This window comes from Geomonas diazotrophica, assembly GCF_019063885.1.
GTDB lineage: Bacteria > Desulfobacterota > Desulfuromonadia > Geobacterales > Geobacteraceae > Geomonas > Geomonas diazotrophica.
In genome coordinates this window covers 1,244,596-1,260,525 of sequence record NZ_CP077684.1, presented here as the reverse complement: position 1 = coordinate 1,260,525, position 15,930 = coordinate 1,244,596, and the positions used below count along the sequence as shown (strand labels likewise).

The window sequence follows — 15,930 nt, the reverse complement described above, 5'->3', positions numbered from 1 at the left end:
TCGGGCCGCCCGGGGATTGTCGCTGCTAGAACCTCTCGAAGTCGCTGTCGCCGTCCATGTCGGCCAGGACCAGGTCGTGCCCCATGGCCTTCTTGGCCTGCGCGCCCGACCTCTGCTTCAGCTGCTTCACCTCGCTCTTCGCCGCCGACCTGGTGAGCTGCTTGGGCGCCGCATGGTGCTCCCGCGCCGCCATGTCGACCTTGAAGAAGGAGATGGTCGACTGCAGCTGCTCCGACTGCGAGGAGAGTTCCTCGGCGGTGGAGGCCATCTCCTCGCTGGACGAGGCGTTCTGCTGGATCACCTGGTCCAGCTGCTGGATCGCCTTGTTGATCTGCTGGGCGCCGGTGTCCTGCTCCTTGCTGGAGGCGTTGATCTCCTGCACCAGCTCGGCCGTCTTCTGGATGTCCGGGAGGATGGCGGAGAGCATCTCGCCGGCCCGCTCGGCGACCTCGACGCTCGACACGGAGAGCTCGGAGATCTCGCCCGCGGCGACCTGGCTCCTCTCGGCGAGCTTTCTCACCTCGGAAGCCACCACCGCGAACCCTTTGCCGTGCTCCCCGGCGCGGGCCGCCTCGATCGCAGCGTTCAAGGCCAGCATGTTGGTCTGGCGCGCGATCTCCTCGATGATGGAGATCTTCCCGGCGATGTCCTTCATCGCCTGCACCGTCTCGGCGACCGCCTTGCCACCTTCCTTGGCGTCGTCGGCGGATTTCACCGCGATCTTTTCGGTCTGCTGCGCGTTGTCCGCGTTCTGCCTTATGTTGGCACTCATCTCCTCCATGGAGGAGGACGCCTCTTCGGCCGCGGCCGCTTGCTGCGATGCCCCCTGCGACATGGACTGGGCGTTGGCGGAGAGCTGGACGCTGCCGCTGGCGACGTTGTCCGCCGCCACCTTCACCTCGGTCACCACCTCGGTGATCTTGCCGACCATGGCGGAGAGCGCGTGGATCAGCTCGTCCTGGGCGCTCCGCTCCTTGAGGGAGACCATCAGGTTGCCGTTAGAGACCTCCTTGGCAGCGTCGGTGATCTTGTTGATCGCCTCGATCAGCACGTTCAGGTTGGTTTTGATCAGGTTGTACTGCCCCTTGTACTCGGTCACGATGGCCGGGGGCATGTCACCCTTGGCGATGCGGTCCACGTAGTCCGCAGTCACCATGAGCGGGTTGACGATGTTGGTGACCGTGTCGTTGACGCCGGAGACCAGCTTGTGCCACCCCCCGACGAAGAGCGTGGCGTCGGCTCGCTGGTCCAGCCTCCCCTCTGCCGCCGCCTGGATGATGATGTCGGTCTGCTGCAATAGCTCGTTCATCATCTTCACCACCGCGTTCAGGTTCTCCTTGATGATGTTGTACTGCCCCTTGTACTCGGTCACGATGGCGGGGGGAATGACACCCTTGGCAACCTTGTCCACGTAGTCGGCGGTCACCATGAGAGGGTTCACGATGTTGGTGACCGTGTCGTTGACGCCGGAAACCAGCTTGTGCCACCCCCCGACGAAGAGCGTGGCGTCGGCTCGCTGGTCCAGCCTCCCCTCTGCCGCCGCCTGGATGATGATGTCGGTCTGCTGCAATAGCTCGTTCATCATCTTCACCACCGCGTTCAGGTTCTCCTTGATGATGTTGTACTGCCCCTTGTACTCGGTCACGATGGCGGGGGGAATGACACCCTTGGCAACCTTGTCTACGTAGTCGGCGGTCACCATGAGCGGGTTCACGATGTTGGTGACGATGTTGTTCACCCCCATGACCAGCTCCTTCCAGCCGCCGATGAAGAGCTCGGCGTTGGCACGCTCGTCAAGCTGCCCGTCGGCCGCCGCCTTCACCACCTTGTTCGCCTCGATCAGCAGGTTGTTCATGATGTCGATGCAGTTGTTGAGGTTCAGCTTGATCTCGTTGAAGTCGCCGTTGTAGTTGTCGGTGATCCTGGGGGGGATGTCCCCCTTGGAGATGCGGTCCACGTACTCCGCCGCCACGTTCAGCGGCCCGATCACCGCGTCCAGGGTCTCGTTCACCCCGGCCACGATCTTGCGGAAATCACCCTGGTGCTTGGTCGCGTCGGCGCGGGTGGCGAGTTTCCCGGCCACGGCCGCCTGCACCAGCATGTCCGCGTCGGCGATGAGCGCCTTCAGGTTCGTGCGCACCTGCTCGATGGTGTCGTTGATGAACGCCTTCTTGCCCGGGAACTTCTCCAACTCCGCCTCGAAGTTGCCGCGCCCGAACTCGGCGATGCAGGCCATCGCCTTCTTCTTCACCGCGATGTGGCCGTTCACCATGTTGTTCACGCCCGCCGCCATGTCGCGGTAGACCCCCTGGTAGTTGCCGGCGGCGATCTGCGCGTCGATGTCGCCCAGGTCGTGCTGTTTGGACATGTTGTTCATGTCTGCGATCAGCGCATCCAGCGTGTCGATGCAGACGTTGAGGTTGTTCTTGATCTCGTTGAAGTCGCCGTTGTAGCTGTCGGTGATCCTGGGCGGGATGTCCCCCTTGGAGATGCGGTCCACGTACTCGGCCGCAACGTTAAGCGGCCCGATCACCGCATCCAGGGTGTCGTTCACCCCCGAGACGATCCTCCTGAAGTCGCCCTGGTGCCTGGTGGCGTCGGCGCGGGTGGCGAGTTTTCCGTCCACCGCCGCCTGCGAGAGCATCGCGGCGTCGGCAACGAGGGCGTTCACCGCGTCGATGCAGACGTTCAGGTTGTTCTTGATCTCGTTGAAGTCGCCGTTGTAGCTGTCGGTGATCTTCGGCGGCACGTCCCCCTTGGAGATGCGATCCACGTACTCCGCGGCCACGTTCAGCGGGCCGATCACGGCGTCCAGGGTGTCGTTCACCCCCGCCACCACCTTCTGGAAGTCTCCCTGGTGCTTGCCGGCGTCGGCGCGGGTGGCGAGCTTTCCAGCGATGGCCGCGTCGGAGAGCATGGAGGCGTCGGCGACCAGGGCCTTGATGGAATCGACCATCTTCTGCATGGCGGCCATGACTGAATCGCTGGAGACCCCCTTGAGGTCGATGGCGACGCTCATGTCGCCCGCGGCGACGCGGTTGGCCACCTCGCCCACCTCTTTCGGGTCGGCCCCCAGCTGCTTCTGGACGATCCTGGTGATGAAGAGTCCGAGACCGACGGCGAGCAGTATGCCGACGGCGATGAAGATCAGCATGGTGGTCGTGGCGGTTGCCGCCACCTCGGCGTTGCCGGCGGCGGTCGCTTTGCCCTGCTTGAGCTTGGCGTCTACCAGGGCCTCGATTGCGTTTTGCTCCTCACGCGAGGCCTTGCTCCCCGCTCCCCTCATGACCGCCTGGGCCTCAGGGATCTTCCCCGCCTTGGCCAGCGCGATCATCTGGTCCACCATGGGGCCGTAGACCGAGCGGGTGCGCTTGAATTCCTCGAAGAGCTTGCGTCCCTCGTCCGTCATAATGGTCTTCTCGAACTCCGCCGAGACGGTGTTGATCTCTTCGCGGAACTTCGCGATACGCCCGATCTTCTCCTGCTGCTCCGTGCCGGTCGTGTCCATCATGTCCCTGAGATTCACCCGCATCCTCTGGAAGGAAGTGGAGATGTCCTGCAGGTGTGCCATCGGAACGGTGACCTTCTCGTACAGCTTGGCGTCGGCCTGCTCGATCACCCGGATTTCCCTGATGCCGAAGTACCCTACCACGCCCGCTACGATGGCGACCGCGATAAAGCCCGTCATCAACTTGGCGCCCAGCTTCAAATCGTAGAACCACTTCATGCCTACCTCCCTTGTGCCTTGCGTTATTTCACAGATCCCAATGGTGTCCCCCGCCAGCGCGGAGGGGCCGTCGTCTCAGTTCATCTCCGCCCCCAGCACGAACTCCAGGCTCTTGCGCAGCATCTCGTGCGCCCCCTCCACTACCGGCTGGTCGTGACCGGAATATATCCTCTGTATCTTCAGCGCGGTGAGCCTCTTCAGGGCCTCGATGTACTCCCGGCAGTAGCTCCCCCCCGCCGCCAGCACCCTTATCTGGGTATCGCCTGAGAACAGCGCCTGGAGCGAGCGGGCGTAGAGGCAGACGGAATCGTCCGAGTGTCCGGGAGTATGCAGCACCTCGAGGAAGTCATCCCCCGCCTTGATGAACTGCCGGTCGTGGAGCACCTCATCAACCAGGGGACCGTGACCGTAGGCCAGGACCCTGCAACCGAACGCCTCCTTCAGCGCGGCGACCCCGGCCGTGTGGTCGAAGTGGTTGTGGGTGAGAACCACCTGCTGCACCGGCTCCTTGCCGAACCCCGTGGAGAGCTCCCGGATCTCGGCCAGGATGAAATCGTCCACCCCGGGATCGATCAGGGTATTGACGTCCTCGATCCGGTTCCAGTCCCCCAGGATGAGGTACGAGTTGCAGCTGTAGGTCGCGGGACTCTTCTTCAGGGGGACGATCTTCATCGGCTAGCCCCCGACCTTCTTGAACAGCTGGGCGTCCGGCACCACCTGTTCGAAGAGATGAGCGACTTCCTGGGGGAGCTTCTGGGTGTTTTCGGTGGCGAGGTAGGCGCCGGGGGCGAGGGCTTCGTGGAACATCTTGAAGACCTCGACTCGCTCCCGGTACTGGAAATGGAGCAGCACGTTCTTGCACACCACGAGGCAGTAGTCGCTGCCGGGGGCTTTGAGTGAGAGGAGGTCGTGGTACTGGAAGTTGATCCGGTCGCGCAAAAGCGGCACCACCCGGTGATGGCCCGGCTTGTCCGCTGGTTCGAAGTACTTTTCGAAGAGTTCCACCGGGGTGCGCTGCAGTTCTTCGTAGGGATAGGTCGCCGCCTTCACCACGTCGCCGAAGTTGTTGGCGCTGTCATAGTCGGTAGCGTCGATGCGCAGGTTCTTGAAGCCGAAGGAGTTCATCTTCTGGGCGAAGATCATGGCTATGGTGTAGGTTTCCTGCCCCAGCGCGCAGCCGGCGTCCCAGACCTTGATGCGGCTTCGCCCCATCGCGTAGCCGATCATGTGGTCGGCCGCGTGCTCAAGTGTGGGCTGGTCGCGCATGAAGAACGTGAATGCCATGGAACGCTCCTGACTATAAAGGTTAGCGAAACGACCGCTACCATAACTCCCATCAGTGTCATTTATCGGAACCCGGTTCTATTCCTTGAATGTTGTGTTTACACTTTTCGGTTATTTTTTTCTAATCGCACTGACAGAAGGCCGGTTTTCGCATGGAAACCGCAACCAGTGACAGAAAAAAACCGCCTGTGACTGTCGCCGGGCGGTCCGATACATGAAAAAAGCCCCGTCTCCATGCGGAGGCGGGGCTTTCCTTTTTTGCCGCGGTTGTCTTCGCCGCTATTTCTTGGGCTCTTCCTTCTTGGCTGCCGCCATGGCGTCGGTGAGGACCTTGACCCCCGCCTTGGAGGCGGCGATGGAGCCGGTCAGCGATTCGCGGGCGAGGTCGGGGTTGTGGAAGCCGTCGGAGTTCTCGGCGGTCCAGTATTCCCAGAGGACGTGCGCCTCCTCGTGCTTCGCGCGCGCCTGGTCCAGGACGGTCGGGGCAACCCCCATACGCTGCGCGGCGGCGTAGGTGTCGATCAGCTGCCCGAGCCAGTACTCGGCCTTGCGCATCTTACCCTTCACGTAGTTCTGCACCGCGTCGATCTCGTAAGCCTTCTTGGCCACGCTGTCTTTGGGGTGGCAGCCAAGGCACGCCTCCTTGACGTGGTTCTTGGGACGGATCACGCCGTGGGAGGAGAACTTCTTGCCGTTTTTGTCCTTCTTCTGCGGCATGTGGCACTGGTGGCACTGAACGCCCGCCTTGTCGTGCACGCTCCCCGCGTAGGTCTCGGCCTCGGGGTGCTGGAACTTGATCAGGCGCGCGCCGGTCACGGCGTGCTTGAAGTCGAAGAAGTTGAGATCCTGGTAGTGCTTTAAAAGCTGCAGCGAGTTCTTGAGCGGGAAGTGGTTGGTGCGCAGGTCGTCGTACTTCACCGGCTTGCCGTCGCTCCACTGGGTGCCGGCGTTGCAGTTGTACTCGACGTGGCACTGCGCGCACATCATCCTGGAGTCGGTCTTTTGCATCACGCCGATCTTCCTGAAGCCGCGGAAGTCGATCACCTTCAGGTCGGTGGCGCCGTTCTTGGCGAAGATGTTCCCCTTGGGGTCCTTCTCGACCGCCTGGATCAGGGCGTCGCGCACCACGCGCGGCTGGGTGCCGTGCGGGTCGTGGCAGTGCACGCAACCGACCGGGTTGTTGGTGTCCTTGGCGACGTCGACGATGTTGGAGGTGCGGTCCCACTTCGCCTTGGGATCCTTGTCACCCATGAACTTCCACTTCAGGAGGTGGTCGGAGGTCTTGCACTGGATGCAGGTCGGGTTGCCGGCCATGGCGGTCTCCGGGAGCTTCTTCCCGGTGTCGGTCAAGACGTCCCAGGTCTTGCCGGTGGAGGTCACCCCTTTCCACCCCTCCTTGAACTGGAAGCGCCCACCCTGGAAACGGTCCACCACGAACTGGTCGATGACCATGAAGGCGTGGCCGCGCGGCTCGTTATGCTCGATGGTGAAGCCGTGCCCGGCGAGGAGTTTGTCCTGCATCGGGGAGCGGCCGGTGGGGGTTCCCTTCTCCTTCCTCGCCGCCGCCTCGTAGTTCACCTCGAAGAAGCTGTCGTACTGTGCCTTGTGGCACTTGCCGCACAGCGTTGCGTCTATGACGGTGACCGGCTTGTTCTTCTCCGGGTCGCTCATGTGGGCGTCCAGCTTGTCGTGGCACACCTTGCAGGAGAGCTTGGCGTGCTTGGACCCTTCCTTGAGCGCCTTCACCTCGTCGTGACAGTCGTAGCACTTGGCCCTGCCGTCGTTGGCCACCTGCACCGGCTTGGTTTTCGCCGCGGTGGTCAGGGCGGGGATCGACAACAAAGCGATCGCCCCGGCGATTGCCGCCGTCACAGCCACATTCTTCTTGAGCATCGTTTCCTCCTTCAGTAGTGTATGGGTTTCCGGCCGCCTGCACCGATTACAGCCCCTCATGGCCCGCACCGCAAAAACGCGCCCCATTCATGCACGAAATGGTGGGGAAAATATTTGACGGAAGTCAATTTTCCGCAAAAACCCTCGGACGCCTCCCGTTAAAGTTTGAATCTTCCCACGATCCCCTGCAGATCGCGGGCGACGTTGGCCAGCTGGCCGGCGGTGTCGGCGCTCTGCTGCGATCCGCGGGCCGCCTGCTGCACGACCGCTGTGACGTTGTGGATGTTGGAGCTGATCTCGCCCGTGGTCGCCGTCTGCTCCTCGGCCGCGGTCGCGATCTGGTTCACCTGCCCGGTGACCGCGTCGACCTGCTCGAGGATCCGCCTGAGCGCCTCCTCGAGCTGCGCCGCTTCCTCGACCCCGCGCTCGGTCTGCTCCACCCCCTGTTCCATGGAGAGGATCGCCGTGCGTGTCTCGGTCTGCATGGCCCGGATCATCTCGGAGATCTCCTTGGTGGCGCGGGTGGTGCGCTCCGCCAGGGCCCGCACCTCGTCCGCCACCACGGCAAACCCCCTCCCCTGCTCCCCGGCGCGGGCCGCCTCGATGGCGGCGTTCAGGGCCAGCAGGTTGGTCTGGTCCGCGATGTCCTCGATGGTGGCCACGATGGCGCCGATCTGCTCGGAACGCTCCCCGAGCGAGGAGATCGCCTCCGCGTTGCTCCGGGTCAGCTCGCCGCGCTCCCTGATCCCGTGCACGGTGGCCGTCAAGACCGAGAACCCCTGCCGGGTGGTGCCGGTGGCCTCCCTGGAGCTCTGGGCGGCAAGATGGCAGTTGCGGGCGATGTCCGAGGCGGTGGCGGCCATCTCCTCGCTCGCGGTGGCCACGCCGACGCTCTGAGCCGCAGCCTCCTCCACTGCCAGCGAGATGGAGCCGGCCGTCTCGGTCAGCGTGACGGCCCCCCCGGCGAGGCGCCCCGAGGCGTCTGCGATCTGCTGGATGATCCCCCGCACGCTGGCTATGAAGGTGTTAAGCTTCGCGGCGAGCTCCCCGAGCTCGTCGCGCCTCGCCCCCACGTCGATCCTCGCGGTGAGATCCCCTTCCCCTTCGGCGAGTTCCGACACCCGCTGGCAGAGGAGTCCAAGCGGGGCAAGGAGCCTTTTCAGGAACACCACCATCACCGCCAGGCCGACCACCAGGAAGAGTGCGCCGATCAGGGCCAGCACCGCGAACTGGCGCCGCACCGGCGCTGCCACCTCCTCGTGATCCATTGCCACGCAGAGATACCAGCCGGTGGCCGGGACCCGGGCGAAGGACATCACCATCTTCTTGCCGTTCAGGCGGTAGGAGAGCTCCCCTGTCGCCTTGCCGCCGAACTCCTTCTCGATGTTGGAAAAGTCGGGGGAGAGCTCCTGCAGCTTCTTCTTCATGGCGTAGTCGGGGCTTGGGTGCGCGAGGATCCTTCCCGCCGCGTCGGAAAGAAAGGCGTACCCGGTCTCCCCGAACTTGACGCCGAGAACGGTCTTGGTGATGAAGTCCAGGGTGACGTCGGAGCCGTAGACCCCGACCAGGGTGCCCCCATCCACCATGGGGCTTATGAAGGTGATGATCCCCTTGCCGGTCGAGGCTGCGATGTAAGGCTCGGTCAGGCCCGTCTTCAGCTTCTTTTTCCCCTCCATGTACCAGGGGCGCTTGCGCGGATCGTAGTCGGCGGGGGGCTTCCAGTCGTCGGAGTAGATCACGGTGCCGTCCTCGTACCCGGGGTGGGTCTTGGAGAAGCCGCCGGCGGCGTTGTTGGTCTTGATGACGTTCGAGATGTAGGCGGGGTCGGCAGGGTGGCGGGCCAGGTCCTTGGCACCGGCTTCCACCACCGCGAGCTTTGCCTGGATCCAGGTGTCCAGGTTGGCCGCGTTCTCCCGGGCCAGCACGATCATCTTGTCCTGCAGCATCTGGGACATGATCCGGCTGGAACTGACAAAAGCTGCCGCGACAAGAGACGTGATGGCAATGGCGAATACAGCGACCACCGTTAGGTTCACTTTCGTTCTAAGGTTCATGACCTCTCCTTGTTTGGACGGATTGCGATGAAGGAGTTAACCTAGTGCCCTATCGGTTGGAGGGTCTGTTACTTGAGAACGCATTCAGATTTAGCGGTGGAATGGTCAGATGCAACACGGCATTATGCCGCGGCGCTGGGGGTAATGACAAAAAGAGGTGGGACTGAGACGGTGAGTGACGGGCTTGTACCAGTATCTGCGGCTTTAGAAGTTAGCAGGAACCAACGCGCAAGGGAAGGGATACCGGGCAGACGGGAAGGGGCCGGACAGGGGGGGCGGACCGCAGGGGCAGAAGGGATCATCCTGGCGGCGCCAGCCTCCCCCCTGCGGGGATCAGCGCCTGTCGCAGCGCCCCCAGCAACTCTTCGGGCTTGACCGGCTTTTGCAGGTAGGCGCCGCCGCCGCCGATCCCCTTCTCGGACATGACGTCGGCGGGATAACCGCTCATGAAGATCACGGGAAGGCCCGGGGCGAGCTGCCGCACCCGCTCGCAGAGTTCCCTCCCGTTCATGCGCGGCATGACCACGTCGCTTAGCAGCAGTTGCACGCTCCCCAGGTTTTGCCGGAACAGCTCCAGGGCCTCCTGGCCGTTGCAGGCCGTCAGCACGCGGTAGCCGTGCCGCTCCAAAAGCAGCCGGGTCATGTTGCGCACCGTCTCCTCGTCCTCGACCAGGAGCACGGTGCCGCTCCCCGCGCCGCAGCGCCCCTCGGCGTCCCCGCGTTCCCGGCAGGGGCGCTCGCCGGACAGGGGGAGGTAGATGCTGAAGCTTGTGCCGGCACCTGGCGCGCTCTGCATGCGGATCGCCCCGTTGTGCTTCTTTATGATGCCGTAGCTTGAGGAGAGCCCGAGCCCGGTCCCCTTCCCCACCTCCTTGGTGGTGAAGAACGGCTCGAAGACCCGCTCCTGCACCTCCTTGTCCATCCCGGTGCCGTTGTCCGAGACGGTGATCACGGCGCAGCGGCCGGCGGGAAGGTCCTCCCCCTCCGGCTCGGCGACGCCGGTGGAGATGTCGAGCACCCCTCCCCCGGGCATGGCGTCGCGGGCGTTCACCGCCAGGTTTATGAGTACCTGCTCCAGCTGGCCGCGGTCGGCCAGGCAGCAGAGTTCCTCCCCGCAGACCCGCACCACGAGCTCGATCTCCTCGCTGATCAGCCGCGACAGGCTCTTGTGCAGTTCCGCCACCACCTGGTTCAGGTCCACCGTCTCCAGGTGCACCTCCTGCTTTCTGCTGAAGGCGAGAAGGCTCCGGGTCATCTCCGCGGCCCGCTCCACCGAGATCATGATCTCGCCGGCCATGGCGGCGGTCTCGCTTTCCTCCGTGTTGATCTGGATCAGCGAGGCGTATCCGGCGATGACGGTCAGGATGTTGTTGAAGTCGTGTGCGATTCCGCCGGCCAGGGTGCCGACCGCCTCCATCTTCTGCGACTGGCGCAGTTGCTCCTCCAAAAGCTTGCGCTCGCTCACGTCCTTGATGAGGCAGGCCACCCGCTCCACGCGGTCGCCGTCGAAGACGGGGGAGAAGGTGACCAGCAGGTGGCGCTTTCCCTTGTCCGCGTAGTGGTGGCTGTCCTCGTAGCTTAGCTCGTTGCCGGCGAAACAGGCGTCGATCTGCGGCTTTATCCGGGCGAAGGTCTCCTCCCCGATCACCTCCGGGAGGGTGCGGCCGATCAGGTCGGGAAAGCGGCTCCTGCGGCACTCGAGGTAGGCCTCGTTGGCCATGAGGTAGCGGTAGTCGCGGTCGAAGACGTAGATGAGGTCGCCGGTGCACTCGAACACCTTGCGGTACTCCATGAGCCGCTGCTGCGCCCGGTTCAGCTCCTGGACCTTCTGCTCCAGCGTCCGGTTCACCAGCACCAGTTCCTGGTACAGCGACCGCGCCTCCCCGTGCACCGGGTACGAGAACATCCCGTATTCCATCCCCTGCTGATCAGAACCTGGCACTATCCCTCCACGACGACCTTCATTTCATTGAAGTACAAAGGCAGGGCGCCTGCGTCGGCACCCGAATGGAACAGAGAAAATCCCGCGTTACCCTCCCGGCCGCCCATAGGCGTAGAGGGCGAGCGCCGCGGAGTTGGCCAGGACCGTGAACCGGAACGCCAACTGGAAGGAACCCTTTTGCGACTTGTGGTGCAAGAGGCGCTGCGCCAGGAGCGCGCCCGGCCACCCCCCGAAGAGCCCGGCCAGGTGCAGGGTACGCTCGCTGATCCTGCGCGCCCCCCGTATGGCGGCACTTTTGTCCGCGGCGTAGAGAAAAAAGGCGGCCAGGCTCGACAACAGGTAGGCGCTAAGAAGCGGCGCCGGGAGGAGCTCCAGCCGGACCAGCGCGCAAAGCAGCAGCAAGAAGGAGGGGCCCCACAGGTAGGAGGGTGGCTTCCGGTGCTCTTTTGCCTCGGCGTATCCCATCGACGGTGCTCCAGGCTGCAGCCGCACCTGCGGCAGAGCCGTCAATCAAACGTGTTTCCGGTCATGAGGCGTCCGCAGTCGGTTGCGTCGGACGAAGGTGGGTGAAAACGGGGAGCCTGCCACGCTGTGGGAGAGATAGACAGGTCACGCTACTTATACAAGATGGCACCACCACTTTCAAGCACTATTGAAGGAGTTCTTCACCTATGAAAAAAGGAGAAGCGTGGTTCCCCGTCCGGGTTAGATAAAATTCCAATAGCTAAAAAACTCCAATGCATGGCATAATGCCTCCCCATGTCCTGGTGATTTTCTTGACTGAAGTTCTCACGGTGCGACGAAGAAGGTTCCGCGAAAAGTTCTCAAGGACGGAGCGTTCCTTCCGATGATGAAACTAAACACTTCATCCTGTTTGCCAAAGGTCTGCATCCTATGACAGAGCTGCGACAGTTTTATCGGGCCCCATCATCGAAGAAGGTGGAGTTGGTGCACCACGGCGAGTGCCTCAGCGGGATCCTGGAGAACATCTCGTTCAACGGCGCTCTGCTCCACCTGTGCCACTCGCCCGGGCTTCCCGGCGGGACGGGGTGCCTCTTGCGCATTCATCTCGACCCCGACCCCGAGCCCCGTCCCCCCCTGCAGATCTGGACCGAGGTGGTGCACGGCTACGACGACCTCCTGGGCGTGAAGTTCGTGGATCACGACGTGGACGGCAGCGGCTGCATCGCGCTCCTGATGGAACTGATGCGGGAAGAACCTGACCAGGACCGGGATGACCTGGACCGCATCCGCGGCTACCTCGCCGACTACTGCAACACCCCCTGACCCCGCGCAGGACGCTTTGTCACGCTACCCTACGAGGAGCGCACCATGAAACCTGCCCAAGCAGCCAGACGCAAGGGGTGGGGCACCCTGCTCGCGCTGGCCTTCTCCCTGGCGCTCGCGCACCCCGCCCTGGCGCTGGAGCACGCCACCATCCAGCTCAAGTGGCTGCACCACTTCCAGTTCGCCGGCTACTACGCGGCGCTGGACAAGGGGTTCTACCGGGAAGCCGGGCTCGACGTCACCATCCGCGAGGGGGGCCCCGACGTCGAGGTCGAGGACGCGGTCACCTCGGGACGCGCCGACTTCGGCGTCGGGACCTCGGCGCTTTTGCTGCATCGGGCCCACGGCGACGACCTCGTGGTGCTCGGCCAGATCTTCCAGCATTCCCCCGCCATCCTGCTCACCCCCCGCAAGACCGGAATACAGAAGGTGGCCGACATGAAGGGTCGCCGCTTCATGTACTCGAACCAGCACGGCGACATGCTCGCCCTCCTCAAGAAGAACGGCATCGAGGAGAAGGACATCGTCAAGGTGGAGCACCGAGGCGACGCCCGCGACCTCGTCGCCGGCAGGGCCGACGTGATGATGGCCTACAGCTTCAACGAGCCCTACATCCTGGAGCAGGCGGGCGAGCCCTACCTGACCTTCTCCCCGCTCACCTACGGCATCGACTTCTACGGGGACAACTTCTTCACCACCCGCGCCAACCTCACCTCCCGCCCCGCGCTGGTCAAGGCCTTCCGGGAGGCGACCCTCAAGGGATGGCGCTACGCCCTGTCGCACAAGGAGGAGATCGCCGACCTCATCCTCGCCAAGTACTCACGCGAGCGGAGCCGCGACTGGCTCCTGTTCGAGGCGAACCAGATGGAGACGCTGATCCAGCCCACCCTGGTCGAGCTCGGCTACCAAAGCCCCACCCGCTGGCGCCACATCGCCGACACCTTCTCCAGCATCGGGATGCTCCCCGAGGGGTTCGACCCGTCGGGAATCATCTACGAATCGGGACCCGGTGCGAGCCACACGCTCCTTTGGGGGGCGCTACTGATCTGCACCGCGGTGATCGCCGTCCTCTTTGTCATCGTGATGAAGTTCCGGCAACTGAACGCGGTGCTCAAGGGTGAGGTGAGGGAGCGCAAGGCGGCCGAGGCGGCGCTAAAGGAGAGCGAGGAGCAGCTGAGGGTGATCTTCGACACCTCGCAGGCCGGGATCATCCTGGTCGACCCGAAGGGGATCATCCGCTTCGCCAATAACCGCATGGCGGAAATGTTCGGCTGCCGCATGGAGGAGCTGATCGGCTCCGGCTACACGAGCCACCTCCACCCCGACCAGCTGGAGACGGGGAGCGAGCTGATGCGCCGCATAATGACCGGCGAGCTGAAGGGGATCACCACCGAGCGCCACTACCTGTGCGGCAAGGGGGGGGGATTCTGGGGGTACCTCTCCGGCAGAAGGCTCGAGGCGCCGGACGGAGAGCTGCGGGCGCTGGTGGGGATCATCTCCGACATCTCGGACCGGATCGAGGCCGAGGAGGCGCGCGGCAAAGCGCTCATGCTGGTGGAGACGCTGCTGGCGCAGTCGCCGCTGGGGATCCTGGTCTACGACGGGGAAAGCGGCGACTGCGTCAGGGCGAACCAGGCGGTCGCCGACATAACCGGCGGCACGGTCGAGGAGCTGCTGCGGCAGAACTTCCGGAAGATCGTCCCCCTGTGCGAGGGGGGGATCGTCGAGGCGGCGGAACGGGTCCTCGCCGACGGCCAACCGTGCCCGCTGGAAAGCGAAGTCACCACTACGCATGGCCGGGAGGTCACCCTGCGCTTCCAGCTGGCCCGCTTCGACGTGGAGCAGCGCCACCACCTGCTGCTCCTGGTGCAGGACGTTACCGAGGAGAAGCGCCTGGACCGCGAGAACAAGCGCATCGAGACCCAGATGCTCAACATGCAGAAGCTGGAGAGCCTCGGGGTCCTGGCGGGGGGCATCGCCCATGACTTCAACAACATCCTGACCGGCATCGTGGGGAACATAAGCTTCGCCCAGATGGTGCTGGAGCAGGCGCACAAGGCGAAGGGGCCGCTGGACAAGGCGGAGAAGGCGTGCCAGAGGGCGGCGGAGCTTGCCGGGCAGCTCCTCACCTTCGCCCGCGGCGGGCAGCCGATCAAGAAGGTTTTCTCCGTGAAGCAGCTCGCCGGCGAATCGCTCTCCCTGGTGCTGCGGGGGACCAACGTCAAGGGGAGGATCGAGATCCCGGATACGCTCGACATCGTCGAGGCGGACGAGGGGCAGATGAACCAGGCCTTCAACAACCTCATCATCAACGCGGTGCACGCCATGCCCGGCGGCGGCACCCTGACCGTAGCGGGAAGAAACGAGCTCATGGAGCAGGAGAACCGGCTGGGGCTCGCGCCGGGGCACTACGTGCGGCTCGATTTCAGGGACGAGGGGTGCGGCATCTCGGAGATAGACCAGAAGAAGATCTTCGACCCCTACTTCACCACCAAGGCCAGCGGCACCGGGCTGGGACTCGCCTCGACCCACTCCATAGTCACCCGGCACGGCGGGGTGATCCTGGTGGACTCGACCCCGGGACGGGGCGCCACCTTCACCATCTACCTCCCTTCACTGGGGGAGAGCGCCGCCGACCTGGTCCGGGAGCAGGAGACGGATGAGAGCCCTGCCGGGGGGGGGAGCGTGGTGGTGATGGACGACGAGGAGCTGATCCGCGATCTCGCCTGCGCCATGCTGGTCCAGCTCGGCTACCACGCCACCGCCTGCTGCGACGGGGCCGAAGCGGTGGAACTGTACCGGGCGGCGCTTGAGAGGGGGGAGGGCTACGATGCGGTGATCATGGACCTGACCATCCCGGGGGGGATGGGGGGGAAGGAGGCGGCACAGCGGATCCTGGAACTGGATCCCGAGGCCCGCCTGATCGTGTCGAGCGGCTATTCCAACGACCCGATCATGTCCGACTACAAAAAGCACGGCTTCAGCGCCACCCTGGAGAAGCCCTACACGGTGAAGGAGATCGCGCGGGTGCTGACGGGGGTGATCCCCGCCGGCGGCTAGCCCCCCTCCGGCGCCCCCAGAAGCGCCGAGAGCCTCCCCATCTCCCGGGCGTGCACCAGAGCCAGCACCTCGTCCCCCGGCTCGAGCACCAGGTTGCCGCGCGGCACGATCAGCCTCCCCCCCCTGATCACCGCGGCGATCACGCTCTCGGCCGGAAGCGGGAGCGCCATGATCGCCCGCCCCGCCGCACCCGAGCGGGGATGCACCTTCTCCTCCACCAGGGAGTACTCCCCCGTCCTCAGCTTCAAGAGGGTGGTCATCTCCCCCAGCGACAGCTCCTCAGCGATCAGGTGGGAGAGGATGTCCGCCTGGTTCAGCGCCACGTCCACGCCCATCTGCGGTGTGAAGAGCCAGAGGTGCTCCGGGTCGTTCACCCGTGCGATCACCCGCCTCACCTTGAACTCCGCTCGGGCGAGCCCGGCCACGACCAGGTTCGCGTCGTCGCTGCCGGTCACCGCGGCCACCACGTCCGCCTCCCGCACCCCCGCCTGTTCCAGGGTGCGCGGGTTGCTGCCGCTCCCCTCGAACAGTTGCACCCCTTCGAGCGCACGCGTCAGCGCAGGTATCAGCTCGCGCCGTTCCTCGACAAGGCACACCCTCTTCCCCCCCCGGGCCAGCAGCCGCGCCAGGTGCGCCCCCACCTTGCCACCCCCAACGATGATCACGAACATGGTCCCCTCCTT

The 15,930-nt window shown here is 64.3% G+C and carries 10 protein-coding genes; 2 read left to right on the top strand and 8 right to left on the bottom strand.

Translation table 11 applies throughout. The annotated features are described in order from the left end of the window. Nucleotides 1-25: 25 nt before the first annotated feature. The 7 genes from KP003_RS21595 to KP003_RS05490 form a co-directional block, all read right to left on the bottom strand. Entirely contained in the window at nt 26-3,727 is a 3,702-nt protein-coding gene (locus tag KP003_RS21595; RefSeq protein WP_216790995.1) for an MCP four helix bundle domain-containing protein, read from the bottom strand. Nucleotides 3,728-3,802: 75 nt separating this feature from the next. Further along, nucleotides 3,803-4,399 (bottom strand): MBL fold metallo-hydrolase, encoded by a 597-nt coding sequence (locus tag KP003_RS05515; protein WP_216790993.1) that lies wholly within the window; start codon nt 4,397-4,399, stop codon nt 3,803-3,805. A 3-nt stretch (nt 4,400-4,402) separates the two neighbouring features. Then, nucleotides 4,403-5,011: a CheR family methyltransferase gene (locus KP003_RS05510; RefSeq protein WP_216790992.1), complete on the bottom strand. Its 609-nt coding sequence runs from the start codon at nt 5,009-5,011 to the stop codon at nt 4,403-4,405. 279 nt (nt 5,012-5,290) lie between these two features. After that, complete coding sequence (locus tag KP003_RS05505) at nt 5,291-6,904, bottom strand: ammonia-forming cytochrome c nitrite reductase subunit c552 (protein WP_216500487.1); 1,614 nt, start codon at nt 6,902-6,904, stop codon at nt 5,291-5,293. A gap of 158 nt (nt 6,905-7,062) precedes the next feature. Continuing rightward, complete coding sequence (locus tag KP003_RS05500; protein ID WP_216790990.1) at nt 7,063-8,958, bottom strand: methyl-accepting chemotaxis protein; 1,896 nt, start codon at nt 8,956-8,958, stop codon at nt 7,063-7,065. A gap of 298 nt (nt 8,959-9,256) precedes the next feature. Beyond that, on the bottom strand, nt 9,257-10,900 hold the full coding sequence (locus KP003_RS05495; RefSeq protein WP_239027616.1) for a PAS domain-containing hybrid sensor histidine kinase/response regulator family protein: 1,644 nt from the start codon (nt 10,898-10,900) through the stop codon (nt 9,257-9,259). Nucleotides 10,901-10,987: 87 nt separating this feature from the next. Continuing rightward, nucleotides 10,988-11,365, bottom strand: coding sequence for a DUF1294 domain-containing protein (locus KP003_RS05490; protein WP_216790988.1), 378 nt, complete (start codon nt 11,363-11,365; stop codon nt 10,988-10,990). Nucleotides 11,366-11,794: 429 nt separating this feature from the next. Between KP003_RS05490 and KP003_RS05485 the strand changes: the two genes are divergently transcribed. Both KP003_RS05485 and KP003_RS05480 read left to right on the top strand, forming a co-directional pair. Continuing rightward, nucleotides 11,795-12,187, top strand: a complete 393-nt coding sequence (locus KP003_RS05485; RefSeq protein WP_216790986.1) for a PilZ domain-containing protein — start codon at nt 11,795-11,797, stop codon at nt 12,185-12,187. A 45-nt stretch (nt 12,188-12,232) separates the two neighbouring features. Beyond that, nucleotides 12,233-15,247: an ABC transporter substrate-binding protein gene (locus KP003_RS05480; RefSeq protein ID WP_216790985.1), complete on the top strand. Its 3,015-nt coding sequence runs from the start codon at nt 12,233-12,235 to the stop codon at nt 15,245-15,247. Here the strand turns inward: KP003_RS05480 and KP003_RS05475 are convergent. Continuing rightward, on the bottom strand, nt 15,244-15,918 hold the full coding sequence (locus KP003_RS05475) for a potassium channel family protein (protein WP_216500494.1): 675 nt from the start codon (nt 15,916-15,918) through the stop codon (nt 15,244-15,246). The two genes, KP003_RS05480 and KP003_RS05475, sit on opposite strands and share 4 nt — an antisense overlap. Nucleotides 15,919-15,930 lie beyond the last annotated feature (12 nt).

What these genes read in the sequence shown, in the direction of transcription:
- KP003_RS21595 (WP_216790995.1), bottom strand. Translation starts at nt 3,727, where the DNA reads ATGAAGTGGTTCTACGATTTGAAGCTGGGCGCCAAGTTGATGACGGGC.
- KP003_RS05490 (WP_216790988.1), bottom strand. Translation starts at nt 11,365, where the DNA reads ATGGGATACGCCGAGGCAAAAGAGCACCGGAAGCCACCCTCCTACCTG.
- KP003_RS05505 (WP_216500487.1), bottom strand. Translation starts at nt 6,904, where the DNA reads ATGCTCAAGAAGAATGTGGCTGTGACGGCGGCAATCGCCGGGGCGATC.
- KP003_RS05475 (WP_216500494.1), bottom strand. Translation starts at nt 15,918, where the DNA reads ATGTTCGTGATCATCGTTGGGGGTGGCAAGGTGGGGGCGCACCTGGCG.
- KP003_RS05515 (WP_216790993.1), bottom strand. Translation starts at nt 4,399, where the DNA reads ATGAAGATCGTCCCCCTGAAGAAGAGTCCCGCGACCTACAGCTGCAAC.
- KP003_RS05480 (WP_216790985.1), top strand. Translation starts at nt 12,233, where the DNA reads ATGAAACCTGCCCAAGCAGCCAGACGCAAGGGGTGGGGCACCCTGCTC.
- KP003_RS05510 (WP_216790992.1), bottom strand. Translation starts at nt 5,011, where the DNA reads ATGGCATTCACGTTCTTCATGCGCGACCAGCCCACACTTGAGCACGCG.
- KP003_RS05500 (WP_216790990.1), bottom strand. Translation starts at nt 8,958, where the DNA reads ATGAACCTTAGAACGAAAGTGAACCTAACGGTGGTCGCTGTATTCGCC.
- KP003_RS05485 (WP_216790986.1), top strand. Translation starts at nt 11,795, where the DNA reads ATGACAGAGCTGCGACAGTTTTATCGGGCCCCATCATCGAAGAAGGTG.